This window comes from Clostridium sp. BSD9I1 (genome assembly GCF_900185645.1).
Classification (GTDB): Bacteria; Bacillota; Clostridia; order Clostridiales; family Clostridiaceae; genus Clostridium_AK.
Genome location: NZ_FYAM01000023.1, coordinates 1,069,845 through 1,096,456 on the forward strand (window position 1 = coordinate 1,069,845; position 26,612 = coordinate 1,096,456).

A 26,612-nucleotide genomic window follows, 5' to 3' on the forward strand; every position below is an offset into this window, starting at 1 on the left:
TTCATCTAGTATGAAAATTTCATGCACTTTTCAATATTAAAATTATCCTTTCCTTGCACCTACCTCATAATACCTAAAGGAAATTGCTTCACAATTCTCCCTATGATATAATATTTTCGGTGATTATATGAATTTAATAGAAAAGGCAAATGCACTCCCTCATCATCCTGGTGTGTATATTATGAAAGATTCCTCTGATATAATAATATATGTAGGAAAATCTAAAAACCTAAAAAATAGGGTGAAACAATATTTTTATAATGGTAAAAAACCTTCTAACAAGGTTGAAAAATTAGTTAAGAACATAAGAGATTTTGAATTCATATTATGTGATACTGAATTTGAAGCGCTGCTTTTAGAAAATAAATTAATAAAAAAGTATAAGCCTCATTATAATAGGCTGCTTAAAAATTATGAAAAATATGGCTATATAAAAATTACTAGAGAAAAATTCCCCAAATTAGACGTATGTCTTAACATAGAGGATGATTCTCTTTACTTTGGTCCATATACAAATTATTATACTGCTTTAGATGCAGTTAATGCTATAAATGATAATATTCTAATACGTTCCTGCAAAGATAAAACATTTACTAAATCTTTTGAAGGGTGTTTGAATTTCCATTTAGGCAAATGCTTGGCTCCTTGTAGAAAATATATATCTAAAGATATATATGAAAAAGAACTATTTAAAGCTATAAACTTTTTATATAGTAAAGATGAATCTATCTTAAAAAGCATAGAAAAAAACATGGAGGAGGCATCCTTAGATTTAGATTTTGATAAGGCCATAAAATTTAGAGATAACTTAAAAGTATTAAATGTTATTTTAAGAGAAACTTCTTTCATTATAAACACTTTAAAGCATCAAAGAAAGGTACTTATTGAGGAGCTTGCAAATGGATACAAGCTATTCTTTATAATAGGTTATAAGGTGATACATAAAGAAATTGTAAGTTTAGAATTCGATATAATTAAGTACTATATAGAAAACAAATGGAGAACTCTATCTTGTGATGACTTGGATATTAAGGACTATATTCTTAAGGAAGAATTAGATGAAGCAGAAATAGTTCACTGTTACTTAAATAGAGAAGATAAGGTTGTATTTTAGTTTTAATGATCCATTTAAAAAGTATGCTAATTTAGTAATTTTAGCATACTTTTTTACATACTATTACCGCTTTAAGCTTAGTCATTTTTTCTATTTTTTAAGTTCATGGCTTATATAACGCTTGAGTTTTAGATATTATTTTGTTGTATATTTTCTTCATATGAGGTTCATTTGAGTATGTATCTATTTCTTCTATAGGTATCCATTTAACGCCGCTATTTTCATCAGGTTTAATAACAAGAGGTTCGTTCTCATCAGCCTCAACTAAATAAGCAATTGATATATGTAAATGTGGTGATACATACTTTCCCCTTTTTATATGTCCTGGTACATGTATAATATCCAATGATACAATATCCTCGCTAACAGGACAAATTTTTTTTACTCCTGCCTCTTCCTTAAGCTCTTTAATTGCAACAAGCAATAAATCTTCCTCTCCGTCTGTGTGTCCTCCTGTCCATGACCAAGAATTAAATATATTATGATGTATCATTAAGGTTTTATCTCTATTTTTATTTACTACAAATGCAGAGCTTGTCATATGTACTAACTCATTGTGTCTTGTTAAAACATCATCAAACATCCCTATACATTTTATAGTTATTTCTTTGTCCTTTTCTTCTTGAGCAGTGATAGGAACATATTTTTTTATTGATTCAATCCAATTCACTTTAATGTATGCCTCACTTTCTTTAATAAAATATTGTTGTAGTTTTATTTCCTACTTACTATTATACTTTACTTTTAAATTTATTATATAATTCTTTATAATCTATGGAATATAGATTTATTTTTTATTCTTTCAAGTGAATATTATATTAATAAACAAAAAAATTAGCGGTAGCACTAATTGTACTACCGTTTTACTTTTTTACTTATTATTAATTATTGATTTTATCATAGCTCGGTTATTTATCTCAAAAGCACGCTCTGGCTGAAGAGATCTACCCTCTTCATCCTGAAAATTCTTTTTAAACTCTTCAAAAATTGTATCTTCATCGAATCCTTCTTGAAATAATTCAAGCACAAAATTTTTGGCCCTATTTGCAGCTTCCATGCACTTTTCCCAATATGTAGGAACTTCATCTTCACTTACAAATCCCAAATGAGGAGATACAATATACTTTGCATTTGCTTCCTGGCATTTTTTAATAGAGTCTATTGTTTGGTCATAGCTGATTATAAATGAAGGGTAATTTTTTCCTGACTTACCCATAACCCCAGATGTTTCACTTGGAAAGATAACCTCATTATTAACTAAAAATGATAATGAACATTTAGTATGTCCAGGGGTTTCTAGTACAGTAATGATTGCACCGCCTAAATCCAGAAAATCACCTTCTGAGATCTTTTCGTCTACTTTCATTAAATTATCGTCATAATTTAACAATTGACCTTCTCCATAAAGTACAGCCGCTCCATTGCCAAGTTCTCTAATGGTTTTTAAAGCACTTTCCTTAGTTAAAACATTTTTTGCGTATTCTGCTGCCATAACTTTAACATCAGGCCATGCCCCTCTTAAGTAAGGAACAGATCCAATATGATCGTAATGAGAATGACTGAGAAGTATATAATCTAATTTTCTTCCATTATCAAGCACCTGCTGAATATTTTTAATAAGATTAGAGGCACAATAGGCCATTCCACAATCAATTAATGCTGTTTTATCTTCTCCAATTATCAAAAATGCGGTACTGCTACCTTCTCCACCTGTTACATTTATTATGTTGTCCATTAACTAACCACCCTCCAAAAAATATCTTACTATAATATAATTTAAAAATTAATTTCTAAATGATATAACTATATTATCATCTTCTGTAACAATATTCAAAACTGCTGATTTAATATATTTCAAAGATACATATTAAAAATAAAACTAGAGTAAAATACCCTAGTTAATAAACAATTAAATAATTCAGATTCATTCCCAAGTCATTATATTATCAATACCATTCAATTCTTCAACTGCCCATTCCACGGCATCTCTGCTGCTTATAAATTCCTGATTTGTACTGCTTACATAAGAATAACCCTCTTTGTCGTCCACGGTTTGAATAAATAACTCCTTTTCTCCATCATTGAAACTTATTTCACCCTTTGCCTCCAGTGTATCTATTAATTTGTCAATTATTATTTTTCCATCCATATGATAACCACTCTCCTATTTTATTTATAGAATTATGATTTATCAAATGACATTATTTTATAACATATTTTGAAAATATAATACGAATCCTTGCAAGTGATGATTACAAAAATACAAGTGGAGCTTAAAATTCCACTTGCTTCTGTAGTATTCGTTCTTTTTCTTTTATAGTTTTATTTTGCTTTGAAAGTATATACAGGAAATAAGAAGTGAGTACCACTCCCTTTAGTACACTGCTTATGCTTATACTCCACCACACTCCATTAAGTCCTAACATATTTGGCTTCGAAAGCCATATTGCGCCAGGTATTCTAAGAGCTGTAAATACTATTCCCACTACAGCTGGCGGAATGGTTCTTCCTAATCCATTGAATGCCCCAGCTGTAGTTATTTCATAACACATTAGAAGCTGAGAAAATCCTAAAATCCTTAAATAATCTGCTCCATATGGAATAACATCTGCTTCAGGTATGAATACTGCAAATAGTGCCCTTCCCCCTAGTATTAAAAGTAATGAAGTAGCTATACCTACAGTACTTATTCCAATCATAGCTGTAGTATATCCCTTGTTTATTCTATCCCATTTCTTTGCTCCAAAATTTTGCCCTATAAAAGCACCCATGGCTGTTGCAAATCCCTCTGCAGTCATCCAAGACAATGCTTCGATTTGAGAACCCACCTTTTGCACTGCAATTGCAGTGTCCCCAAAGGAAGCTACTATTCTTGCAATGAACATAGCAAATACGGTAAACAGAACATTTTGTAATGCTATAGGTAGCCCAAAATGGAATATCTTTTTCAAAAATTTCAAATCAAGTTTATCAAAAATGTGTACCTCATTAAATAAGTCTGTTTTCTTAAATATATTATATAAAAATATGATTGTTACTACAAATTGTCCCATCACTGTACCTATAGCTGCCCCTACTACTCCAAGGGCTGGAAAAGGCCCTATACCAAATATTATAAATGGGTCTACAACTATATTTATTAAAAGTCCTACAGTATTTATTTTAAAAGGAGTTTTACTATCTCCATATCCATTAAATATTCCTGTAAATACAGGATTTATAAAATAAAAGCTCATACCTAAAGAAATAACTGTAAGATAGGTTTCTGCCATATGGATTATGTTTTTATCTCCTAAATTAAAAAATCCTATAAGCTGCTTTCTAAATATTATAAGTACTAAGGCGTATATGATTCCTAAAATTATATCAAGCTGCAGTGTATTTTGTACATATTTCTTTGCATCTTGTATCTTTTTTCTTCCCATGGATTGAGATACACCAATTTCTGCCCCAGCTCTAGGTACAAATATTATACCTGTTGCTAGCCATGTAAAAAATCCTGCTGTTCCAACTGCTGCTACAGAGCTGCTGCTGAGTCTTCCTAAATATAACATATTAATAAGATTACAAGACATTTGAATAAATGACGTACCCATAATTGGCAATGATAGCTTCATAAGTATATTTAAAATATTGCCTTCTGTTAAATTCAATTTATTCTCCATAACATTACCTCTCGATTCCCGAAAATTAAGCCTGTACAATTATATCACTTATAAATACAATATAGAAGATGTGTTCTAAGTTATTTTAATAAAACTTTAATGACTTTATTCCTTGCAACTATGTATAATTATATAAGATATCCTTTATAATATTTTTAGAGGTGATTATAAATGCTTGATGTATGTTTATTAGGCTGCGGCGGCAGTATGCCTACCCCTTATAGATATCTTTCTTCATTACTCTTATCTTATAAAGGTCATAAAGTACTTATAGATTGTGGCGAAGGCGCCCAAGTTTCTATGAAGCTTTTAGGATGGGGATTTAAAGATATAGATGTTATATGTTTAACTCATTTCCATGCAGATCATGTTATAGGGCTTCCTGGACTGCTGCTTACCATTGGAAATTCAGGTAGAGAAACTCCTTTGACTATAATTGGCCCTGAAGGTTTATCTAAAGTCATAGATGGTCTTACTGTAGTATCTCCTTATTTACCATATTCTCTTGACCTTGTAGAACTTCCCTTTGATGAAAGTTGTTATGAAGATAAGCTATTTGAATTAGGAGATTTAGATATTTATGCTCTTCCCCTTCAGCATACTTCTCCATGTTTAGGGTACAGCATAACTGTAAATAGAAAGAATAAATTTAATAAAGAAAAAGCCACCCAATATAATGTTCCACTGAAGCTTTGGAATACTTTACAAAGAGGAGAAGATATAAAATTTGAAGGGAAAATATATACACCAGATATGGTACTTGGTGAAAGTAGAAAGGGCATAAAGATTAGTTATTTAACGGATAGTCGTCCTATACCTTCTATTATACCCTTTGTAAAAAATTCAGATTTATTTATATGTGAGGGGATGTATGGTGAAGATGATAAACTTTCAAAGGCAGAGGAAAACAACCATATGCTTTTTTCAGAAGCAGCTGCCTTATCCAAAGATGCAGAAGTAAAAGAGCTTTGGCTTACCCACTTTAGCCCATCACTTATGGAGCCCGAAAGCTTTTTAAATAATGCTAAAAATATATTTGAAAACACCTCTATTGGAGAAGATAGAAAGACCGTAACATTAAAATTTGAAGATTAGCTATTTCTTTTTTAATTTGCATACAAAAAAGCCTTCCATCTCTTCATTTGGTATTACCCTAAGTGCCCTCTTAATATTATCATTATATTTTTTATCCTTATATACATTTAACCCTTGTATGGAATTTTTTACATTTATGCTTAGATTCATAACTCTTAAACTTGGATATTTATTTAGAGCATAATCAACTACTTCTTCATTCTCCTCTGGGGAAATGGTACAGGTGGAATAAATAAGTATCCCTCCCTTTTTTAATGCCTTAATTCCACTTTCTAAAAGCTTTTTTTGAAGCTTTGAATTTTCACGTATAAATTTAGTACTCCATCCTTTATAGCTTTCACGTCTTTTAAGCTCAATTGTCCCCTCTCCTGAACAAGGTGCATCTAAAAGAACTCTATCAAATTTTTCTTGAAATGTATCTCCGAGTACTTTACCATCCATACCTATTACTTCTATACAGCTTGCTCCTTGCTTTTGCACATTATATTTAAGTCTTTCTCGTCTTATAATGTTTATTTCATTTGCTGTAATTTCTCCTTGATTATCTATAATTGATGCAATTTCAGTAGTTTTACCACCTGGAGCTGCACACATATCTAATATAGTTTGTCCCTTTTCTAAGTCCAAAAACATTGGCGGAAGCATACTTGAAAGATTTTGAATATATATACTTCCCTCCTTGTAGCAATTAAGTTTTGTAATTTGAGACTCTCGTGCTTTATTTAATATAAAAGCTTCTTTTAAAAAACTACTATTTGAAAAACCTATGCCATTACTCCGAAGCTCTCTTTGAACATCGTTGATAGTTGTTTTTAACTTATTTACCCTTAAGGTAGTTTTTCGCCCATCTATAAAACTTTTTAATATGGAATCTACCGTAACAGGAGAATAAATATTATAGAGAGTTTCTAAAAACTCTTTCGGAAGTTTATAAGCAGCATTTTTTATTTCCATGTAAACCACCTCCATATTTTGTGGTGTGTAATATTACATTTTATTAATGTGCTTTATTTTTTATACATAAAAGCTTGCATGTATCAAAACACCTTTTTAACATTCTATTTAAATGGTATAATTAGGTTAAAACTACTTTAACTTAGTTGTAAAGTCAATATTTATCATTTGGGGCAAACAATGAAGCCTGTATTTATAGTAAGCCCCTCTTCTGATAAAGGCTATGCCAAAAAATTAATTCCTGTTATATCTAAAGCATATATTTATGAAAATATAAATTATATTATTGAGCCCACCGAATATCCTATACATGCTACTGAAATTGCAACAAGCACTGTTTAAAAGAATATGAAGATAAATATAGATGATGAAATATTTAAAAATATCAATATAAACTTTGAAGTATCTACAAAAAATAAACTTCGTATTTATTAATTCATAAGAGGTGTAGAATATGAATACTAATGAGTCTTATGAAAATTTAAAGCATGACTATGAAACTTATCAAAATCTTGCCGAAAACGTTATACAAAACTTAAGCAGTAAAAATATATTGCTAGAAAAAAAGCTAGATTGCTTAGTTAATATGGTGGAAATTAGTAAATACATTAATTCTAATATATACAACAAAAATTTAATACAAATGATTAATGACATGATGATAGGAATACTTGGAGTAGCTTATTCCACAATTCTTACTAAAGAAAATAATGAGTTTATCATTAGATCTACTAATATGAATACAAATCAGTTACCGGAAAAATTATTATTTTATCCTCAATTATCAAAGGAGAAATTTTTTCTTTTAAATTGTAAGTGGCCCTTATCATATAAAAATTATGAAAGTAAAATTATTCGTTCCATTGTTGGAATTCCAATTTTCTTTAATAATAATTTTATAGGATACATTATAGTTGGGCACACATATCGTGACTTTTTTACAGGAGAACTTATATCTTTCATTACGTCTATCGCAAATCAAATTGGAATTGCTTTAGAAAACGCTTCCTTATATAACAAGCTTTTAGAATCCTCAAATAAAGATCCATTGCTTAATATTTATAATAGAAAATACTTTTTTGATACTTTAAATGAAAAGCTAAAGAAATCTCAGGATCCCTTTGCTACCGTAATAATTGACATAGATAATTTTAAAAAAGTAAACGATACCCATGGTCACTCTTTTGGAGATGAAGTATTAATTAAAACTTCTAACTTATTAAAAAAGTCTTTAAAAGGCAATATTTTAGCACGCTACGGTGGAGAAGAATTTATAGCTTGTGTTCATAAAGAAGACATATCAAATATATATAATCAAATAGAAGATATTCGTAATCAGATTACTGAAAATGTAATCAAGCTAAATAGTAAATTAATAAAAATTACTTGTAGTTTTGGAATTAGTTATTATCCTAACGACGGACAAACTGTCAGAGATCTTCTAGACAAAGCCGATGATAGATTATACTTAGCTAAAAATACAGGAAAAAATAAAGTTATAGATGCATAACATCATTTTAGTATCTAGTTAATGATTCTATACAAAATTATAAAAGGAGATGTTACAAAATGTATTTAGTAAGTTCATGTTTAGCTGGAGTTAATTGCAGATATGATGGGTATAACAATGAAAATAAAGATATATTAAACTTAGTTAAAGAAGGTAAAGCTATAGCAGTATGTCCAGAACAGTTAGCAGGATTATCTACTCCAAGAGTGCCTTGTGAAATTGTTGTAGGCAAAAATGGTAATAAAAAAATAGTTAATAAAGATGGAGAAGATTTAACTAAAGAATTTATGACTGGTGCAGAAAAGACTTTAGCAGTTGCAAAAGCTATAGGTATTAAAAAGGCAATATTAAAATCTAAAAGTCCTTCCTGTGGCTGTGGTTCTATATATGATGGTACATTTTCAGGCAAATTAATAAAAGGAAATGGTTTTACCACAGAGCTTTTAATTAAAAGCGGATTTGAAGTGTATACAGAAAATGATTTAGAAGCTGGACTATTTGAGAAGTGATAACTGCATTACATAACCTTATTGACAATTAAAGGATATTGCCACGTTTTTAATATTGAACCTATTGCATGGGATTTGTATAATTAATGAAACATCTCAGCACACTGAGATGCGCTAATTTATAACGAAATCATAGATTTCTATAAATTATGCAACCGTTCGCTACGCAAAAAAACTCTAATATTTCTTCCTTTTAAGGCGCCTAAGCCTTCTAAACTGGCCTACAGCTCAAACAGTAGAAGACTCTATACGGCGCCTTAAAATCAGAAATCTTTTATTGCACTACCTCATCTTTAACTTGTAAGTTTTTTGTTTATTTAGTGTAAGTTCTTGTAACATTAAGGACTGCCGTCCTAAAAGATTTTTATGCGCTAATTTCTAAAATATCTTAGAAATTCAGTTATTAGAAATTCATTTAGCTGAATTTCTTCCTACAGTAGTTCACATGAAGAACTTTTTAATACTCTGGGAGTATAGAATTTTCATCGTAGAAGACATTGAATAAGCTTTAAAACGGCTTTATTTATAAATTATGCTCCTACCTTATTAGATTCTAAAGTAGTCTTTTCTTCAGCATTCTTATTGCTAAATCCTCCAAAAACAAATCCTACTAAAGCGCCAACTAATGCTGGAACTATCCAACCAAGTCCCTTAGAATAAAGAGGTAGGCTGTTAAGTACATCAAACTTTAATCCAAATTGTCCTAACGCATCTAAAATGCTAACAACAGAAGTAAATATCATAGTAAATAAATACACATAAGTATTTCCCTTGAAGAAATCATTAGCAAATGCAAGTATCATAAGAACAATTGCCATTGGATATATTGCTGTTAATGCTGGGACTGAAAATTTAAGTATTTGTGTAAGCCCTACATTTGCAAACATCATACTGGATACTGCTAGTATTGTAACCCATGTTTTATATGAAACCTTTGGCATTAATTTTGTAAAATATTGGCTGCAAGATGTTAAAAGTCCCACAGATGTTGTTAAGCAAGCAAGTGAAAATATAAGTCCTAATATAACTGATCCATTTTGCCCAAATAAGTAAAATACTACATTTGTAAGTGTTTGAGCTCCATTTTCAGTTGCTCCAAATCTTGTCTGTGAAGTAGCTCCTAAATAGGCAAGCATTCCATATATTATTGTTAAAAACAGACCTGCTATAGCCCCTGCTTTTATTGTATTTGATACAATAGCTCTTTCTTGTGTTACCCCCATTTGCTGAAGAGCAATAGAAATTACTATACCAAAGTTAAGTGCTGCTATAGCATCCATTGTCATATATCCATCTAAAAATCCCTTAAGTAAAGGAAACTCAGCATAGTCACCACTTGGTGCTGAAAATGTTCCTATAGGCTTAAATAAACTAAAAACAAATATACTTGTTATTAAAACTAATAATGTAGGTGTTAAAATTTTTCCAAATCTATCTACAAGCTTTGATGGTGACATACATAACCAAAAGGCTATTCCAAAGTAAACTAAAGTATATATAAATAATGGCAATTTACTAGTAGTTAATGTACTTGATAAAAATGGTGAAATCCCCATTTCGAAAGCTAAACTTGCTGCTCTAGGTATTCCTAAAAAAGGTCCTATTGATAAGTAAATTAAAAGAGTAAATGCAAGTGCAAAAGTCGGATGCACACGACTTGCTAGTATATGAAGCCCACCTGCTTTAGCAACTACAGCAATTGCAAGTATTGGTAGTCCTACTGCTGAAATTAAAAACCCTCCCATTGATACCAGCATATTTGTTCCTGATAATTGTCCTAATTGTGGTGGAAATATTAAATTACCTGCTCCAAAAAACATTGAAAATATCATTAAACTTACAAATAATAAATTCTTTCTATCCATTTTTTCCATTTTAAAAACCCCCGATTTATATTTTTTAATTTATGATTACAGATTATAATATCAATATCACTTTCCATAATCATCCCCCCTTTTACTTCTTATTTTTAAAAAATAAAAAACTCGTCCCTATATAAGGGACGAGTTATACTCGCGCTACCACCCTAGTTCCATAAATTAATATATAACAATTAATTCATAACACTCATCAACGTACATTATAATACGTGTTCCTTTTAAAGGTGGACTACCTACATCGCTTACTAAATAACCTTCAGCTTTGCTTCTCAGAGATGATTTTCAACTATTCTTTGAACATTGGCTTTCAGCAAAATGCCAACTCTCTGTGGGACAATAAAATAGATTACTTTTTCTCTTCATAGAATTTACATGTGTATTTAATTGACTTACATATTTTATATCATATATGCTAAAGTCTGTCAATAATTAATTTTGTTAAAATAAAAACTTACTAATATCATTATTCACCTTAATCTCTGAAAAAGCGATATTAGTTATTGTTATGGCATATGATGATATTTCATCAATAAATTCTTCTATTTCACTTAAAGTTTTAACAGATAGCTTGATTAAAAAACAACTATTCCCAGCAATTCTATAACCCCATTCGCTTCTTTTATACTCTTTTATAAATGCCTTAAATCTTTCATATTCCCCGTTTTTCATAGTAACTTTTATTATACAATCAATAGTTAATCCAAGTTTTTTCTTATTTATTTTAATTGTATATCCTTCGATTATCCCATAATCCTCAAGTTTTTTCACCCTTTCAGTAACAGATGGCGGTGAAAGATTAATTCGTTTTGACAATTCTCTAATTGATAATCTACTATTTTTCTGTAATTCTGATAAGATTAACATATCAATTTCATCAAATTTCATTTGTAATCATTCCTTCTTATAATTGTTTCAATTGGTATATATACTTCTATATTATATATCATATGAAATACAATACAAATTTTATTTTATATATAATATATTATACAAAATAAAATTAATATTAATAAAGGAGATTTAATATGACAAGAATAGTTTTCTCACATGAAGGTTGTACACCATTTCAGCAATTACTAGGTCATAACAAAGATATATTAAAAAAATGGACTGATCTCGAAAATAGCATATTCAACTCCAATACTTTTAGTGCCGAGCTAAAAGAAGAGGTACGGCGTACTCTTGCATTTAATAATGGCTGTCAATATTGTATGGCAAAAGGTAGACCATCTAACAATATTTCTAATTTAAAAGTTTTAATAGCTGTTAAATTTGCAGATATGTTCTCTAAAAATATATCTTTTGATAATACACATTTTAGTGCATTAAAAGAAGAGTTTGATGACAAAGAAATCTCTGAGCTCTTTGCATTAATGTGCTTTATTACAGCTTCTCAAAAATTTGGAGCATTACTTGATTTACAGCCAAATTGTTCAATATAATATCTAATTTCTTGCTACTTCTCTGTTATATAGTTGTAAATTTACCTCATTTTAATCCTTTTATGAAATACTTTTAGGTAACACTTCATTAACATTTCCGTAATATACTACTATAAAGTAATAAATTTGTTTATTTTTATGCTTTAAACAAAATATCATATAAAAATGATAGATTTGCTAATTTAAAATGAGGTGAATTAATGTATATGGAAAATAACATTCAGCAAATATTGCCCTCTGAAAACCTTATCAAAAATATATCTTCTTTTTTTATTAAAAATTGTGGACAACTAGATAATAAGGTTAAGTATTATACTTCAAACGGAAATTTTTCTTGTTATCTTACTTCACAAGAAGCAATATTTAGCTTTGTTAAAATAGAACGTACTTCAGAGAATGAAGGAGATGTAGAAAATTTAGAAAACATCAAAGGTGTTGCTTTTTATTTAAAATTTTTAGATGCTAATGAGAATGTGGAAATACTATGTCAGTCTCAATGCAGCAGTAAAATTAATTATCTTAAAGGAAATACTCCAGATAAATGGTATAAAGAATTACCTACCTATGAAAAAATTATTTATAATAATTTATGGCCAAATATAGATTTAGTATTTTACAGTGTTAAAGGCGAGCTTAAGTATGAATTTGTACTTTATCCTAATGCTTCTTTAGATGATATTAAACTTCTATATCTTGGTGTTGATGGTGTTGCATTAGATAAACAAGGTAATATGATAATCTCAACTGCACTTGGTCCTGTACTTGACAAAAAACCTATAAGTTATCAATTTATTGAAGATACAAAGGTTATGATAGAAAGTAACTTTGTTTTAAAAGATAAAAGTATATTTAATTTCCAACTTGAGGATAGTTATGATAAAAACCATCTACTCGTTATTGATCCTGGGCTTCAATACTCAACTTATATTGGTGGTAATGGTGAAGATGTAGGCTTTGGTATAGATGTAGATAATAATGGCAATGCTTATGTAGTTGGAAAAACTCTTTCAACAGATTTCCAACCCACCCCTGGAGCTTTTACTGATACTGGTGGAATGGATGCATTTGTTATAAAAGTTAATACTAAAGCTTCTGGTCCTAATTCTCTTATTTATTTCACATATCTTGGTGGAGATCTTGAAGATGAGGCACGTGACATTGCTATAGATAATAATGGCTTTGCTTATATAACTGGACGAACTACATCAAGTAATTTCCCAACAATTTTGTCTACAGCTTATCAAGGTACAAGACCTGACCCTGTTGGTAACTCTAATGCTTTTATAACAAAACTTTCTGCTGATGGTTCAACACTATTATATTCTAGCTATCTTGGTGGAAATAATTACGATACTGGTATTGGCATTACAGTAGATGATGCTGGCAATGCTTATATAGCTGGAAATACTTTTTCTACAAACTTTCCAACGACACAAAATACAGCTTATCAACCTATAGATCCTAGTAATACAAGCTATGATTGCTTTATAACTAAAATTAATACTTTAGCATTATCAGGCCCTGCTTCATTTGTGTACTCGACTTATTTTGGTGGAAACGATAGTGATTTTATTTTTGGAATTGATATAGATGATGCTGGTAATGCTTATGTAACCGGAAACACTATGTCCACAATTTTTCCAATAACACAAACTACAGCTTATCAAAATACAAATCCTAGCCCTGGGTTTACTAATGGTTTTGTTTCTAAAATTAACACTTTAAAATCAGGACTTGCTTGTCTTGAGTATTCCACTTATCTCGGAGGAAATGATGGACCAAATAAAAATGATTTAGGTCAGGCAATTGCGGTAGATAATGCTGGTAATGTGTATATAACCGGAACTGCTAATTCTAGAAATTTTCCAACAACACAGGATACAGCTTATCAGCCAACACTTCCTCCAGGTAACAGTTCTGCTTTTGTTTCTAAAATTAATACTTTGAAAACAGGACTTAATTCTCTAGAATACTCAACTTATCTTGGGGGAAATAGCACTGATGTGGGCACAGGAATTGCAACAGATAATGAGGGTAACGCTTATGTGACTGGATACACAGTTTCTACAAATTTTCCAACAACATCCACAGCTTACCAGCCTCAAGATCCCAGCCCTGGAATCAGTGATGCTTTTATTTCTAAAATTAACACTTTAAAATCAGGACTTGCTTGTCTTGAGTATTCCACTTATCTTGGAGGAAACGGTAATGATTTGGGGCAAGGAATTTCAGTAGATAATGCTGGAAATGCCTATGTAACTGGAGAAACTTTATCTATGAATTTCCCAATGACACCATCAGGTTATCAACCCATAGATCCTAGTTCTGCTCCAAACACTAAAGATGCATTTTTAAGTAAGATTGCCACTCTCCCTACTCCTCCGCTAATAATTAATTGTCCTGGTGATATACTAGCTTCAAGTTATCCCGGCATCTGTGGTGCTGAAATAAACTTTAAAGTAACAGCTTCTGGAGGATGTGGAGAGATTACAATTGTTTGCAATCCCGAATCCGGTTCCTTATTTCCAGTTGGCGATACTTTAGTTACTTGTACAGCTACTGATCTATGTAGTAATGCTATTACTTGCAGCTTTACAATAATTGTACTTGATCTTCAGCCTCCAGTTATCACGTGCCCAGGTAATATGACGATAGTGATTCCCTCCGGTCAATCATCAACTGTTGTAAACTTTACCGTTACCGCTATAGATAACTGCGATGGTGATATTAATGTTATTTCTATCCCCCCATCTGGCTCATCATTCCCAGTTGGCATAACCGAAGTAACTTGTACAGCTACAGATTTATACGGAAATACTGAATCGTCTTCATTTAATATTACCATAGTAAATGAACAACCTAAACCCAGCAGAGGGCTGATAGTTGATAGCTTTTAGAAAAATTATATATCAACATTATTCTAAAAAATTTGTTTTATCTCAAAAGTTAAATAATCCGAGGAATTTTGATAAAGCGAAATTCCTCTCTTATACGTTCTGCAATGATGTCTATTCATCATTAAAAATGTGGCATTTGCCTATTTAAATGTTATCAAATTAACAACTGATTTATCATTGATTGCAAATCCATTTTTAACTTCTACTTCACCTGTGCTAAAAAATAAAATTTTCTTGCTATCCTGTGACCACTGTACAATATTAGACAAAGAGCTTGCTAAGTTTATATCCTTTTTTATAAGGACTCTGCTTGTAAAGGAATTACCATTTACCTTAGCTGCATAAAGATTCCAAACCTCTTTCCCATTTTCATTTGCTCTATTCATATATACAACCTTAGTTTTATCAGGAGATAAGTAACAAGGTGATGAAAAGGATCCTTCTTTGGAGTCTATATGAGTTATAGTCATATGAAATTCTTTCTTTTCCACATCATAAATATAAGTACCATCTACATCATCTAAAATCCCTTCAAATAATATCCTCTTTCCCTCATCTAATACATAATACTCAACTGAAGGTATGCAGTTTTCTTTATAATTTGATTTCCCAAATTTATTACTAGTTCTATCTACATAAGGAAGTATCATAACATCTTCAATTTTACCTGTATTTGAATTCACCTTATATATTCCTTGCCTTCTTGGGTCACCTTTGCCAAAACTCTTTTGTTTTTCTTCCCCTATAAAATATATTTCTTCCCCATTTTCACTATAAAAGCTTGGAATTGCGCTTATATACAAGTTATCACTTTTTACTTTTACTATTTTAGTTGTTCTCGTTTCAGTATTATAAAGTTCTAAGTCTCCATCCTTATAGCCCATAAAATACTTTGAATCCTGAGACCAATTGCCATGTTCCTCTTCTGCTATATTTACATCTTTTACAATCTGAAAATTATCTCTTGTTAAATTATAATTGTATACTTTAGATAAATCATGAAAGTTAAATTTTGTTCTATCTGGTGAAAGCCCTGCCATTACTAACCTATTAGATATCAATTTGTTATTTATCTTTATAGGAGTTTTTTCAAGAGTGTCTAAATTAATTTTGTATACTTTACCATACATATCTTCATAAGCATTGTCTTCTTCTTCCATTGTCATTTTATTAGAATCTTTTGTATACTTTTTATAAAACTCTTCCTTGTTTAACCCTATTCCTACCAAAGTTTCATTGTTACTTATAAATCCATAACTTTCTGACACACCTTGTATATTTCCATAGGATTTTTTATCTACAATTTCTAAAGGCTTATCATCTACTATTGAAATTTGAGAATTATTTTCTGAAATAACCTTTATACTATTTGTAAAATCTTCTGCCTTAGCATTAAACATATGCTCTAAAACAAACGCTCCTCCTATCAATGCTACCGGTATTGCCATTTTTAAAATAGTTCCTCTGAGATTTCCTTTCATTGTTAGCTCCTCCCTAATACTTTTGGCAATTTCATTGCTGTTATATATATCATATATACTTCTTTTTTCCAAACCGTTTCCTAGTTATTGTTAAGTTGTAAACAAATACTAAACCTTACTACATTTCAGAGGAATTTTTATAATAACTTCAGTTCCTTCGTTTAATTTGCTACTAATATCTATAGTTCCATGATGTTTATCCACTATATCTTTAACTATGGCAAGTCCCAATCCATTTCCTTCTCTATTTCTTGGCATATTTTTATTTGCTCTATAAAAAGGCTGAAATATTTTATTCAACTCTTCTTTAGGTATTCCTTTACCCCTGTCTTTTATAGTTACTAAAGCTTGATTGTTAGCTTTAGTAAGTAATACTTGTACACATGATTTTAATGCACCATATTTTATGGAATTGTCTAAAATATTTATTATCATTCTTCTAATTTCATCAGTACTCCCATAAACGTATATATCTCTTTCTAAGTTACTTTCAATTTTAATATCATACTTAGATGCCTTTAGTTTCATATCTTCACATACACTACCCATAAGAACTGATAAATTTATATTTTCATCATAGAAAATACTAGATTGAATTTTAGACATATCTAAAAGTTCTACTACCATACTGTGCATATTATCTGCTTCCTTCTTTATTCGCATGGTTGTTTTCTTAAATATTTTCTCATCTTCTCTTCCCTCATCCATAAGCATTTGTGTATATCCGCTTATTATTGTTAGAGGAGTTTTCATTTCATGAGTTGCATTATCAAAAAAGTACTTTCTATGCTTTTGTAGCTTTAATAAATTGTCCCTATCCTTTTCTATTGTTTTTATTTGCTGTTTTATTTTATCTTGCATGAAGTTAAAATTTTGAGAAAGTTCTCCTACTTCATCTGTTGTATTTATGTGAATTGGTGAATAATTCCCTAAAGCTATTTCCTTTGTTCTTTCACTTAATTTTTTTATTGGATTTATTATGCTACTTGCAAGAACAATTGAAAGTAAAAAAGTTACTATAAAAACTACTATCATAAATAGTTTTATATTGTTTAGAAGCTCCCTGCTCCAATTAAAAAGATTAGTGTAATCCTTTGAAAAGCTTATTATCCCTATAAACTTATTATCTAAATATAGGCTTCCAACAAACACAGCTTTATACTTATCCTCATCCTTTATAATACCGTACAAGGACTTATTTTTTTTAGCAGTTTTAATAAGCTTATCTACTTCCTCTGTATATGCATCATTTGACTTTTCCTCTCCATATTCCGTATCAAATAAAAACTCTCCTTTAGAATCATATATGCTTACTCTGCTTTCCAATTTAGAGGATACCTGTAGTGCCATGCTTTGAGCTTGTATCTTTATATTATCTCCCTTTACATCTAATTTATTTAGCTTAATATAACTTGTAAGATAAAAATATATATCTCTTTGTTTATCATAAAGCTCCGCTGCTATAACTTTTTCATTATTTTTAAAGGATGCTTTATTTAAAAAGAAACTTAATAAAGTAAAACTTATACAAAATATTATTAAAAGTCCAATTAAAAATTTATACTTTATAGAAAACTTCATTAGGCTATCTCCTTTATTTCATATTCTATTAACCTTTACTAAAGCATTTTATATCCTAATCCAAAAACTGTTTCTATTAAAGCATCTCCCTTTTCAATACCAAGCTTTTTTCTAATTCTTTGAATATGTACGTCCACAGTTCTACTTTCCCCCTCAAAATCAAATCCCCATACCTTTTCTAAAAGCTTGTTACGTGTAAATACTACTTTTCTATTTTCTGCAAGTATCAAAAGTAATTGAAATTCCTTAGGTTTTAATTTTATAGGATTGCAATCTTTATAAACTTCTCTGCTATTTATAAAAATCTCTATATCATATGGAAGTTTAATGGTTTCCTCACCCCTGTTTTTTATTTTGATAAAATCTTCCATTCGCCTCAATGCAACTTTTATTCTAACTAGCACTTCTCTTATATCAAAGGGTTTTGTAATATAATCATCTGCTCCAAGTTCCAGCCCTAGTATTTTATCAACTATATCATTTTTAGCAGTCAGCATTATTATAGGAATTTTATGTTTACTTGATATGCTCCTGCACACATCATACCCACTTATATCTGGAAGCATTAAATCTAGTAAAACTAAATCCATTCTTTTATCATTTATTAATTCAAGTGCCATTTCTCCACACTCTGCTTCAAAAACTTCGTACCCTTCCTTCTTCAAATAATGGGTCAATATGTCTCTTATTGCTTCTTCATCTTCTACAACAAGTATCTTTTCTCTCAATTTCTCTACCTCTTATCCTATATTAAATATCACTTTCTATATTATCAATTATTTATTGCCAAGTTGTAAACATAGATATATGATTCCATAAAATAACGATGCTAATATAATAAGATGATTTTTATTGGTATATTTACCACATAAAAAGTAAAAAATACATTTATGTTAATATACCTTTGGAGGGTTTAATTATGGCTGATTTGTATTTTAGTGATAATCATTTTAATAAAACACATAAAAAAAGAAGAAGAAAATTTATATTTTTACTTTCACTGGCACTCGTTATAAGCTCTTTAGCATTTTTTACTTTTTCATGCTCACCTAATTTACTTTCTAACAATAAAAATAATGATAATAATATGAGCGCTCAGCAGCCTCAATCTTCCTCTACTAATCCACCAAACTTTGCTGAACCAAAGGAAGCCCTATCTATTCCTGAGGTAGTTAAAAAAGTAAGCCCCGCAGTGGTTAGTGTTTCTACAAAAAGCATCGTACGTCAGTGGGGCCGAGATTTTGGAGTTCAAGAAGGTATAGGCTCAGGATTTATAATAAATAATGAGGGCTATATACTTACAAATTATCATGTAATTTCAGGTGCTCAAGAAGTAAGAATTATATTTAATGATAGTAAAGCAGTAAACGCCAAAATAATCAATTACGATTCAGTTCAAGATATAGCTGTGGTAAAAGTAGATGGAAATATAAAAGTTCCTGGAGTTGTTGAGCTTGGAGATTCGGATAAAGTACAGGTTGGAGAAAGTGTCGTTGCCATAGGTAATCCTTTAGGCAAGGAATTTATAGGTACTGTAACTCGTGGAATAATTAGTGCTACAAATCGCGGTGTTGAAGTTGAAAAAGGAAGAACTCAAAACTTTCTCCAAACAGATGCTGCTATAAATCCTGGCAACAGTGGCGGACCCCTTATAAATACTTTAGGTCAAGTTATTGGAATAAATACTGCAAAAATCACTGAACAAGGTGTAGAAGGAATAGGCTTTTCCATACCTATAAATACAGTAAAACAAAGGCTTACAGCCTTAACTAAACCAGTACTTAGAATAGGTATTGGCGCCATAGGTATAACGAATGAAATTTCTAAAAGTGAGGGCATTCCTACAGGAGTTTATGTTAAAGAAGTATATCCTGAGAGCCCTGCTTCTAAAGCAGGTATTACAGTAAATGATTTAATTACTAAATTTGATGGAAAACCCGTCACATCTATAGAAGAAATAAATTCTATAAAGGCAACTCATAAAGCTGGTGATGTAATTACAGTTGAAATTTTGAGAAATAAAAAAAATATAACGGCAAACCTCACTTTAAGTGAGTAAGTATTAAAATAAAAAAGTTGGCACTTAGCCAACTTTTTAAATTAGTATTGAACTTCTTTTAATGTTAGTCCTTTAGCTGATGCTTTCTGGCCTGCTTTTTCCCTACTTTTTTCCATTAATATAGTTTCTACATCCTCTGCCATAAGTTTTCCTTCACCAACTTCTATAAGTGTTCCAGCTATAATTCTTACCATATTTAATAAAAAACTGTTTGCGTTTACTTCTATTTCTATTAATCCATCATTCTTATTTATATTTATGTAATTTATTGTTCTAAGGGTTGATTTATTATGCTTAGCTTTTAAACTCGTAAAGCTTTTAAAATCATGAGTTCCTATTAGGTACTCCGCTGCTTTCTTCATATTTTCTATATCTAACTCATTAGGTATATGATTTGTAAAATCTCTAGTAAATACATTATTATATCTATTGTTATCAATTTTATAAACATAGGTTTTTGATTTAACATTGTATCTTGCATGGAATCTATCTTTTGCAATCTTTAGTTCCTTTATTACAATATCTTTGGGCAAATATTCCTCTAAATATTTCTCCATTTCATATGTTGGAAGCATACAATCAGTAAAAAAATTAGCTATATAGTTTTCCGCGTGAACTCCTGAGTCAGTTCTTCCACAACCGATAACATTTATCTCCTCTCCTGTCATCTTACTTAAAACATTTTCTATCTTTCCTTGTATGGTTTTAGCAGTGCTATCCTTTTGATTTTGCTTCTGCCACCCATTATATCTTGTTCCATCATACTGAATTATCATTTTTATATTTCTCATACTAATCTCCTTTTTCGCTTTTCGCAACATTATTATATCTACTATTCTGTGTCAATGCAAAATATCTTTTTCTTTCATAGCTAAAGTATACTATTAGATGAATCTAAAAGCCACCTGTTAATTTTTACCCATGCAGCTTTTATTACTAACTTTCTCTTTTTAAATAGTTGACAATAGTAATTATTATTCTTATAATTATAGATAAATAAAGTCTTTAATATCTGTTAAGGAGGTTTTACTTTGAAATATACAAAAGCTACAAACTACGCATTACATATAATTGCATATATGATTAGATATGATAAAAATGATAACTTGAGTTTACAGCCGCTAGCAAATCACTTCAATATATCTCCTACTTATCTTTCTAAGATTTTAACGCAGTTAGTAAAGGCTGGTTTAATTCAATCAACTCCAGGTGTAAACGGCGGTTATATTTTGAATAGAAAGAAAGAAGAAATTTCATTTATGGATGTAATCAGAGCAACCGAGGGCACTGGGGCATTATTTAATTGTGGCATAGAAGAAGAAGGTAAGTGTTGTATTAACACAGTAATGGCAGAAGCAGAAACTATGATGGAGACATATCTGCAGAATAAAAAGCTCTATGAAGTAGTTAAAAATTCATCAAATTATGAAATAGATAAGGAATAATTCTTCCACCTATTAAGCTATATTATATAGCTTTCAACGCCTTAATTATAGATATTAAATATCTGTAATACATGTAATCTAAAGATTTTGATTAGTTCTTTTAAGGAAACAGTGTATATTCTCAAAACTAACGTTAACAATATTCTAGCGAGCCATAAAATAAAACATAAAGGAGAGGTATATATGGGAGAATTTTGGGAAGCAAGTTTTATAGAAAAGCAAATGATGTGGGGACTGGAGCCTGCAGACTCTGCAATCTTGGCAAAGGACCTTTTTTTGGAGAAAAAAGTTAAGGATATATTGATTCCAGGTATTGGATACGGCAGAAATGCAAAGATCTTTATTGACAACGGAATTAATGTAACAGGTATTGAGATATCCCAAACAGCCATTGATTTAGGAAAACAGAATGGGCTTGACAGTAAAATCTATCATGGTTCAGTAACTGATATGCCTTTTGATGACAAACTTTATGACGGTATATTTTGCTATGCACTTATTCACTTATTGGATATTAATGAAAGAGAAAAATTAATTAAGGATTGTTATAATCAGCTAAAGCCAAATGGATATATGATTTTCACTGCAATTTCCAAGAAAGCACCAATGTTTGGAAAAGGTAAACAACTTAGTAAAGATCGATTTGAGATAATGGACGGTGTAAAAATTTTCTTTTATGATTCTGATTCAGTAAAGCAGGAATTTGGTAAATATGGATTAGTGGAATCTTCAGAAATCGACGAACCTAGTAAGAATATGAAAAATAAGCCTCCATTGAAATTTACAATTATAAAATGTAAAAAAGAACACTAAAGGTACGTTAACTTCAAATATTTATTGTTTTGACATAAAAAGAGCAGATATTGTTACAATATAATATCCAAAACGCAAATAGATTTTGTACAATATCTGTTGATGTTCTCTAGTTTCCACATTCTAATAAATATTTCATCTTTCATCGTCTATATTATTAGCAAATATCTTTGAATTTTTTTAAATCTTTCCAATTTGGTTCTAGTCCATATTGTCTGCATACTTGTAAGTATTTTTCTAGAATTTTAATACTCATTGAATCTCCTCCTTGATAAACATTGATAATCCTTTCGAGGAATGCTCCAATATACTTGGGAAGTATACTGGGGGCATACCTTAATGGATGTGCCTTTTTTATTTTTTCATTCTTTCTTATATGTAAACTCTTTGCTGTTATTTTACATGAAACGATTTTATTTATGTAATTTACCACACTAATATTATATCAATTTTTACATTATATGTAAATATATGGAATGCAATGTCGAACGATATTATATATTTTTATGTATATTATTTTTATATTTTATAAAATTAAAGAGTACACTAATTTATATGTAATACCAAAAACGACTTTAGGTTATAAAATAGCCAAAATAACTGTTTCTTGACTATCCTATAACCTTTTTATCCTCGAATAGAATATTGATTTATATTTGAGTTAATTGTATAAGTACTAAAAGAAACTCCATTTAAAAACATCTAGTTATATAAAGGTATTATTGGGTTATTATCTTCGATATATTTTTTGGGAGAAACGTGCAGTTCTTTTTCCATATTTATTGAAGCAAAAAAGACCTCTTCTACGCTATTTATACTAAGGTTAGCCAAGTGTTCTCTTAACCAATTCTCTGATAAATTAAGCTTTATTAAAGTATCATTATATAATATTCCATCAACTATTATTGGATAGGATAAAGAAGACTCTTTTTTATTTAAATTCATATCCTCAATAGTTACTTCAGCTTTATTGGGTTTTTTAAGTATTGAAATATTGCCATTAGCTTCTACAATTCCTAAGTACACCTCACTTATATCGAACACTTCTTTTTCTCTCAGCATTTGAAGAATATTATCTATTGAATACCGTATCTTCGTGAGGTTTGATACTAAAAACTTACCATCTTGTATAACAATCGTAGGTTCAAATGTAATTATATGTCCAAACCTTCTATATTTTATTTTTAGCCTAGATATAACCTTCTGAAAAATCCCCATTAAAACAATGGCAACAGCAGTATGTACGTGTTTAATATTGGGGTCTGCTATATCTGCTCCAACAACTGCGCCTAATATTACTATAACTAAGAAATCAAATACAGGAAGTTCTCCGATAGAGCGTTTTCCCATATATAGTGTTATTGCAAGCATAAGCGGAAAAATAGTAATAATTCTTCCAAAAAGAATAGCAAACTCTTTAACCATTTCCATAAGTCTTTTTCCTTTCTTACTTTCACTTTAATATTATAACTAAACTAACTATTGTGATGTACTAAATTAAATACTAGTTGTATAATGGAAAAATACTGTCTTTATTAGCTACATCGTTCTTTAGTGAAACATGAAGTTCTTTTTCTGTGTTAACAGACGCAAAAAATACTTCATCTGTACTTCCAATATTAAGGTTATTTAATTCCTTTTGCAACCAGATATCAGAAAGGCCAAGTTTTACCAATACATTCTTGTATACCTCACCATCGATTACTACAGGATAAGATAGTGAAGAACTCTTTTTTGATATATTCAAGTCTTCTATTGTAATTAAGGCTTTGTTATCTTGCTTTAATATAGATAGCTTACCGCTAGCTTCAACAATACCAATCTTTATATCCTTTACATCAAACACTCCTTGTTCTCTCAGCATTTGAAGAATATTATCTATAGAATAACGTAATCTTTTAAGATTGTGTGGAATAAACTTACCATTCTGAACAACTATGGTAGGCTCAAATGTAATAATATGACCTAATTTTCTATGTTTAATTATTAGTCTTGAAACTAATCGCTGCAAAAATCCAATTAGCACAATTGCCACTGCAGTATGGATATGAGGTATTTCAGGATCTGCTATATCTGCTCCTACTACTGCTCCTAAAGTGATTATTACTAAAAAATCAAAAACTGGAAGTTCACCTATAGAACGTTTTCCCATGTATAAGGTTATAATTAGCATTAAAGGCAAAATACTTATAATTCTGCCGCTAACTATTAAAAGTTCTTTCATTAAATGCATATAAAAACATCTCCCTTAACTATATACTCTCTGACATTAATATTCCCAATTATCATAAGAAACTTTCAAGAGTTTCTTATTTATACTAAATATATATATTTATCATACTATAATGTTCTCTTTTCATAATTCTCTAACATTTATAGGTCTATAAACTTTACTGACAACAAAAGTAGCTAGTATCTGTTCTAAATGAACTATGTATGCCATACTTGTTAAGGTACCTTAGCAGCCTTCTTAAAATAAAATATCTATTTTATAACAATAAAGGAGGTAGATTTCCTTCTACCCCTCTAATATCAACTATTACATTATACTTCTTACACTATTTTAGTTGTCCAATCCTCACAGTTCCATATTTCTGTCACTATATCTCTATAAAATTCTGGTTCGTGAGATACTAGTAAAATTGATCCTCTGTATTCTTTTAAGGCTCTCTTTAATTCATCCTTTGCATCTACATCTAAGTGGTTAGTAGGTTCGTCTAGAATTAAAATGTTAGTTTCAGTATTTAATATCTTACATAATCTAACCTTTGCAGCTTCTCCTCCAGATAGAACCATTATCTTTGATTCTAATTGCTTAGTTGTTAATCCACACTTTGCTAGAGCTGCTCTTATTTCATATTGAGTTTTACTTGGGAACTCATTCCATACCTCTTCTATACAAGTATTTGTGTTTCCTGATCTATCTTCTTGTTCAAAGTATCCAATATGTTGATAATCTCCAAGCTCTACTTCACCAGATAGTGGCTTAACTTTTCCTAAAAGACTCTTGAGTAGTGTTGATTTACCAAGACCATTAGCTCCAACTAATGCTATCTTCTGGCCTCTTTCCATATAAAGATTTAATGGTTTAGTTAAAGGACTGTCATACCCTATTACTAAATCCTTAGTTTCAAATATCATCTTTCCTGAAGTTCTTGCGGTTTTAAAATTAAATTCTGGCTTTGGTTTTTCTTTTACTAGCTCTATAACTTCCATCTTATCTAATTTCTTTTGTCTTGATTTAGCCATATTCGCAGTGGCAACATTTGCCTTATTTCTTGCAACGAAATCTTCAAGTCTTTCAATTTCCTTTTGTTGTTTTTCAAAAGCTGCTTCCAGTCTCTTTTTATTTGCTTCATATAATCTCATAAATTCATCATAGTCTCCTACATATCTTGTAAGCTTTCTTTCCTCTACATGATATATTAAGTTAACTACTGAATTTAAAAATGGTATATCATGAGATATCAATATAAATGCATTTTCATATTTATTTAAATATTTCTTAAGCCATTCTACATGCTCTTCATCTAGGTAATTAGTAGGCTCATCTAGAAGCAGAATATCTGGATTTTGAAGTAACAGCTTTCCAAGCAGTATCTTTGTTCTTTGTCCCCCTGATAAATCTTCTACATCTCTATCTAATCCTAAATCTAAAAGTCCTAACCCCTTTGCAACTTCCTCTACTTTAGCATCTATTGTATAAAATCCATTATTATCTAATAAATCTTGAATTAATGCTGTTCTCTCAAGCATTTTTTCTAATTCTTCCGGTTCCACCTCACCCATTTTTTCATATAAAGAATTCATTTCCTTTTCTAAATCAAATAGGTAACTAAAAGCGTCTCTTAGAGCATCTCTAATATTTTGACCTTTAGTTAATGCTGCATGCTGATCCATATATCCAACTCTAACATTATTTGACCAAATAACCTTGCCTTCATCTGGCATAAGCTTATTTGTTACTATATTCATAAAAGTTGATTTACCTTCTCCATTAGCACCAATTAGTCCAACATGCTCCCCTTTTAATAATCTAAAAGACACATCTTCAAATATAGCTCTATCACCAAAACCATGGTTTATATTTTTAACTGTTAATATACTCATAATTTGCTCCTTTACTGTAAAAAATTCATCATATTTAGTCTAATGGGCAGAGTATTT

24 protein-coding genes and 1 other annotated feature are annotated in these 26,612 nt (G+C 30.1%); of the genes, 10 read left to right on the forward strand and 14 right to left on the reverse strand.

The genetic code is table 11. The annotated features are described in order from the left end of the window. Positions 1-127 precede the first annotated feature (127 nt). On the forward strand, positions 128-1,114 hold the full coding sequence (locus tag BSD9I1_RS12785) for a GIY-YIG nuclease family protein (RefSeq protein WP_186430632.1): 987 nt from the start codon (positions 128-130) through the stop codon (positions 1,112-1,114). 103 nt (positions 1,115-1,217) lie between these two features. On the opposite strand, the gene BSD9I1_RS12790 is transcribed toward BSD9I1_RS12785, so the two are convergent. The 4 genes from BSD9I1_RS12790 to BSD9I1_RS12805 all read right to left on the reverse strand — a co-directional run bounded on the left by BSD9I1_RS12790 (position 1,218) and on the right by BSD9I1_RS12805 (position 4,779). Further along, positions 1,218-1,784, reverse strand: a complete 567-nt coding sequence (locus tag BSD9I1_RS12790) for an NUDIX hydrolase (protein ID WP_186430633.1) — start codon at positions 1,782-1,784, stop codon at positions 1,218-1,220. A gap of 201 nt (positions 1,785-1,985) precedes the next feature. After that, positions 1,986-2,849, reverse strand: a complete 864-nt coding sequence (locus BSD9I1_RS12795; protein ID WP_186430634.1) for an MBL fold metallo-hydrolase — start codon at positions 2,847-2,849, stop codon at positions 1,986-1,988. 189 nt (positions 2,850-3,038) lie between these two features. Beyond that, positions 3,039-3,263: a hypothetical protein gene (locus tag BSD9I1_RS12800; protein WP_186430635.1), complete on the reverse strand. Its 225-nt coding sequence runs from the start codon at positions 3,261-3,263 to the stop codon at positions 3,039-3,041. Positions 3,264-3,387: 124 nt separating this feature from the next. Next, on the reverse strand, positions 3,388-4,779 hold the full coding sequence (locus BSD9I1_RS12805) for an MATE family efflux transporter (RefSeq protein WP_186430636.1): 1,392 nt from the start codon (positions 4,777-4,779) through the stop codon (positions 3,388-3,390). A gap of 171 nt (positions 4,780-4,950) precedes the next feature. On the opposite strand from BSD9I1_RS12805, the gene BSD9I1_RS12810 reads away from it, so the two are divergent. Further along, positions 4,951-5,874 (forward strand): ribonuclease Z, encoded by a 924-nt coding sequence (locus BSD9I1_RS12810; protein ID WP_186430637.1) that lies wholly within the window; start codon positions 4,951-4,953, stop codon positions 5,872-5,874. Here BSD9I1_RS12810 and BSD9I1_RS12815 read toward each other — a convergent pair whose 3' ends face one another. After that, on the reverse strand, positions 5,875-6,828 hold the full coding sequence (locus BSD9I1_RS12815; protein ID WP_186430638.1) for an RsmB/NOP family class I SAM-dependent RNA methyltransferase: 954 nt from the start codon (positions 6,826-6,828) through the stop codon (positions 5,875-5,877). 180 nt (positions 6,829-7,008) lie between these two features. Here BSD9I1_RS12815 and BSD9I1_RS12820 point away from each other — a divergent pair, with 180 nt between their 5' ends. The 3 genes from BSD9I1_RS12820 to BSD9I1_RS12830 all read left to right on the forward strand — a co-directional run bounded on the left by BSD9I1_RS12820 (position 7,009) and on the right by BSD9I1_RS12830 (position 8,847). Beyond that, positions 7,009-7,170, forward strand: coding sequence for a hypothetical protein (locus tag BSD9I1_RS12820; protein WP_186430639.1), 162 nt, complete (start codon positions 7,009-7,011; stop codon positions 7,168-7,170). Positions 7,171-7,282: 112 nt separating this feature from the next. Then, complete coding sequence (locus BSD9I1_RS12825; RefSeq protein WP_186430640.1) at positions 7,283-8,338, forward strand: sensor domain-containing diguanylate cyclase; 1,056 nt, start codon at positions 7,283-7,285, stop codon at positions 8,336-8,338. A gap of 59 nt (positions 8,339-8,397) precedes the next feature. Next, a complete protein-coding gene (locus tag BSD9I1_RS12830; protein ID WP_186430641.1) occupies positions 8,398-8,847 on the forward strand; it encodes a DUF523 domain-containing protein in 450 nt (149 codons plus the stop codon). A 530-nt stretch (positions 8,848-9,377) separates the two neighbouring features. Here BSD9I1_RS12830 and brnQ read toward each other — a convergent pair. Next, positions 9,378-10,721 carry a branched-chain amino acid transport system II carrier protein gene (gene brnQ / locus BSD9I1_RS12835; protein ID WP_186430642.1) on the reverse strand — a complete coding sequence of 448 codons (1,344 nt, stop codon included), beginning with the start codon at positions 10,719-10,721 and terminating at the stop codon, positions 9,378-9,380. A gap of 121 nt (positions 10,722-10,842) precedes the next feature. After that, positions 10,843-11,099: a binding site (T-box leader), on the reverse strand. A gap of 66 nt (positions 11,100-11,165) precedes the next feature. Continuing rightward, positions 11,166-11,612, reverse strand: coding sequence for an Lrp/AsnC family transcriptional regulator (locus tag BSD9I1_RS12840; protein WP_186430643.1), 447 nt, complete (start codon positions 11,610-11,612; stop codon positions 11,166-11,168). 140 nt (positions 11,613-11,752) lie between these two features. On the opposite strand from BSD9I1_RS12840, the gene BSD9I1_RS12845 reads away from it, so the two are divergent. Together BSD9I1_RS12845 and BSD9I1_RS12850 are read left to right on the forward strand one after the other, a co-directional pair. Then, the gene (locus tag BSD9I1_RS12845; protein WP_035309173.1) at positions 11,753-12,169 is read left to right on the forward strand and encodes a carboxymuconolactone decarboxylase family protein; all 417 of its coding nucleotides are present in this window, start codon (positions 11,753-11,755) and stop codon (positions 12,167-12,169) included. 206 nt (positions 12,170-12,375) lie between these two features. Next, positions 12,376-15,066, forward strand: coding sequence for an SBBP repeat-containing protein (locus tag BSD9I1_RS12850; RefSeq protein ID WP_186430644.1), 2,691 nt, complete (start codon positions 12,376-12,378; stop codon positions 15,064-15,066). A gap of 140 nt (positions 15,067-15,206) precedes the next feature. On the opposite strand, the gene BSD9I1_RS12855 is transcribed toward BSD9I1_RS12850, so the two are convergent. From BSD9I1_RS12855 to BSD9I1_RS12865, 3 genes are all read right to left on the reverse strand, one after another. After that, complete coding sequence (locus tag BSD9I1_RS12855; RefSeq protein ID WP_186430645.1) at positions 15,207-16,547, reverse strand: hypothetical protein; 1,341 nt, start codon at positions 16,545-16,547, stop codon at positions 15,207-15,209. A 108-nt stretch (positions 16,548-16,655) separates the two neighbouring features. Next, on the reverse strand, positions 16,656-18,128 hold the full coding sequence (locus BSD9I1_RS12860) for a HAMP domain-containing sensor histidine kinase (RefSeq protein WP_186430646.1): 1,473 nt from the start codon (positions 18,126-18,128) through the stop codon (positions 16,656-16,658). A 38-nt stretch (positions 18,129-18,166) separates the two neighbouring features. Next, complete coding sequence (locus tag BSD9I1_RS12865) at positions 18,167-18,856, reverse strand: response regulator transcription factor (RefSeq protein WP_186430647.1); 690 nt, start codon at positions 18,854-18,856, stop codon at positions 18,167-18,169. Positions 18,857-19,047: 191 nt separating this feature from the next. Here BSD9I1_RS12865 and BSD9I1_RS12870 point away from each other — a divergent pair, with 191 nt between their 5' ends. Continuing rightward, complete coding sequence (locus BSD9I1_RS12870) at positions 19,048-20,187, forward strand: S1C family serine protease (RefSeq protein WP_186430648.1); 1,140 nt, start codon at positions 19,048-19,050, stop codon at positions 20,185-20,187. A gap of 41 nt (positions 20,188-20,228) precedes the next feature. On the opposite strand, the gene truA is transcribed toward BSD9I1_RS12870, so the two are convergent. Further along, on the reverse strand, positions 20,229-20,978 hold the full coding sequence (gene truA / locus BSD9I1_RS12875; RefSeq protein ID WP_035309178.1) for a tRNA pseudouridine(38-40) synthase TruA: 750 nt from the start codon (positions 20,976-20,978) through the stop codon (positions 20,229-20,231). 240 nt (positions 20,979-21,218) lie between these two features. Here truA and BSD9I1_RS12880 point away from each other — a divergent pair, with 240 nt between their 5' ends. Then, positions 21,219-21,632, forward strand: a complete 414-nt coding sequence (locus tag BSD9I1_RS12880; protein WP_186430649.1) for an Rrf2 family transcriptional regulator — start codon at positions 21,219-21,221, stop codon at positions 21,630-21,632. Positions 21,633-21,815: 183 nt separating this feature from the next. Further along, positions 21,816-22,445, forward strand: coding sequence for a bifunctional 2-polyprenyl-6-hydroxyphenol methylase/3-demethylubiquinol 3-O-methyltransferase UbiG (locus tag BSD9I1_RS12885; protein ID WP_186430650.1), 630 nt, complete (start codon positions 21,816-21,818; stop codon positions 22,443-22,445). Positions 22,446-23,147: 702 nt separating this feature from the next. On the opposite strand, the gene BSD9I1_RS12890 is transcribed toward BSD9I1_RS12885, so the two are convergent. The 3 genes from BSD9I1_RS12890 to BSD9I1_RS12900 all read right to left on the reverse strand — a co-directional run bounded on the left by BSD9I1_RS12890 (position 23,148) and on the right by BSD9I1_RS12900 (position 26,555). Beyond that, complete coding sequence (locus BSD9I1_RS12890; RefSeq protein WP_186430651.1) at positions 23,148-23,876, reverse strand: DUF421 domain-containing protein; 729 nt, start codon at positions 23,874-23,876, stop codon at positions 23,148-23,150. A 73-nt stretch (positions 23,877-23,949) separates the two neighbouring features. Beyond that, a complete protein-coding gene (locus BSD9I1_RS12895) occupies positions 23,950-24,678 on the reverse strand; it encodes a DUF421 domain-containing protein (RefSeq protein WP_186430652.1) in 729 nt (242 codons plus the stop codon). Positions 24,679-24,998: 320 nt separating this feature from the next. Continuing rightward, positions 24,999-26,555 carry an ABC-F family ATP-binding cassette domain-containing protein gene (locus BSD9I1_RS12900; protein WP_186430653.1) on the reverse strand — a complete coding sequence of 519 codons (1,557 nt, stop codon included), beginning with the start codon at positions 26,553-26,555 and terminating at the stop codon, positions 24,999-25,001. Between the last annotated feature and the right edge of the window lie 57 nt (positions 26,556-26,612).

Coding starts and splice junctions, on each gene's coding strand:
- brnQ (WP_186430642.1), bottom strand. CDS start 10,721: ATGGAAAAAATGGATAGAAAGAATTTATTATTTGTAAGTTTAATGATA.
- truA (WP_035309178.1), bottom strand. CDS start 20,978: ATGAGAAATATAAAAATGATAATTCAGTATGATGGAACAAGATATAAT.
- BSD9I1_RS12805 (WP_186430636.1), bottom strand. CDS start 4,779: ATGGAGAATAAATTGAATTTAACAGAAGGCAATATTTTAAATATACTT.
- BSD9I1_RS12890 (WP_186430651.1), bottom strand. CDS start 23,876: ATGGAAATGGTTAAAGAGTTTGCTATTCTTTTTGGAAGAATTATTACT.
- BSD9I1_RS12800 (WP_186430635.1), bottom strand. CDS start 3,263: ATGGATGGAAAAATAATAATTGACAAATTAATAGATACACTGGAGGCA.
- BSD9I1_RS12810 (WP_186430637.1), top strand. CDS start 4,951: ATGCTTGATGTATGTTTATTAGGCTGCGGCGGCAGTATGCCTACCCCT.
- BSD9I1_RS12850 (WP_186430644.1), top strand. CDS start 12,376: ATGGAAAATAACATTCAGCAAATATTGCCCTCTGAAAACCTTATCAAA.
- BSD9I1_RS12830 (WP_186430641.1), top strand. CDS start 8,398: ATGTATTTAGTAAGTTCATGTTTAGCTGGAGTTAATTGCAGATATGAT.
- BSD9I1_RS12855 (WP_186430645.1), bottom strand. CDS start 16,547: ATGAAAGGAAATCTCAGAGGAACTATTTTAAAAATGGCAATACCGGTA.
- BSD9I1_RS12795 (WP_186430634.1), bottom strand. CDS start 2,849: ATGGACAACATAATAAATGTAACAGGTGGAGAAGGTAGCAGTACCGCA.
- BSD9I1_RS12860 (WP_186430646.1), bottom strand. CDS start 18,128: ATGAAGTTTTCTATAAAGTATAAATTTTTAATTGGACTTTTAATAATA.
- BSD9I1_RS12870 (WP_186430648.1), top strand. CDS start 19,048: ATGGCTGATTTGTATTTTAGTGATAATCATTTTAATAAAACACATAAA.
- BSD9I1_RS12900 (WP_186430653.1), bottom strand. CDS start 26,555: ATGAGTATATTAACAGTTAAAAATATAAACCATGGTTTTGGTGATAGA.
- BSD9I1_RS12840 (WP_186430643.1), bottom strand. CDS start 11,612: ATGAAATTTGATGAAATTGATATGTTAATCTTATCAGAATTACAGAAA.
- BSD9I1_RS12845 (WP_035309173.1), top strand. CDS start 11,753: ATGACAAGAATAGTTTTCTCACATGAAGGTTGTACACCATTTCAGCAA.
- BSD9I1_RS12820 (WP_186430639.1), top strand. CDS start 7,009: ATGAAGCCTGTATTTATAGTAAGCCCCTCTTCTGATAAAGGCTATGCC.
- BSD9I1_RS12825 (WP_186430640.1), top strand. CDS start 7,283: ATGAATACTAATGAGTCTTATGAAAATTTAAAGCATGACTATGAAACT.
- BSD9I1_RS12785 (WP_186430632.1), top strand. CDS start 128: ATGAATTTAATAGAAAAGGCAAATGCACTCCCTCATCATCCTGGTGTG.
- BSD9I1_RS12885 (WP_186430650.1), top strand. CDS start 21,816: ATGGGAGAATTTTGGGAAGCAAGTTTTATAGAAAAGCAAATGATGTGG.
- BSD9I1_RS12895 (WP_186430652.1), bottom strand. CDS start 24,678: ATGCATTTAATGAAAGAACTTTTAATAGTTAGCGGCAGAATTATAAGT.
- BSD9I1_RS12815 (WP_186430638.1), bottom strand. CDS start 6,828: ATGGAAATAAAAAATGCTGCTTATAAACTTCCGAAAGAGTTTTTAGAA.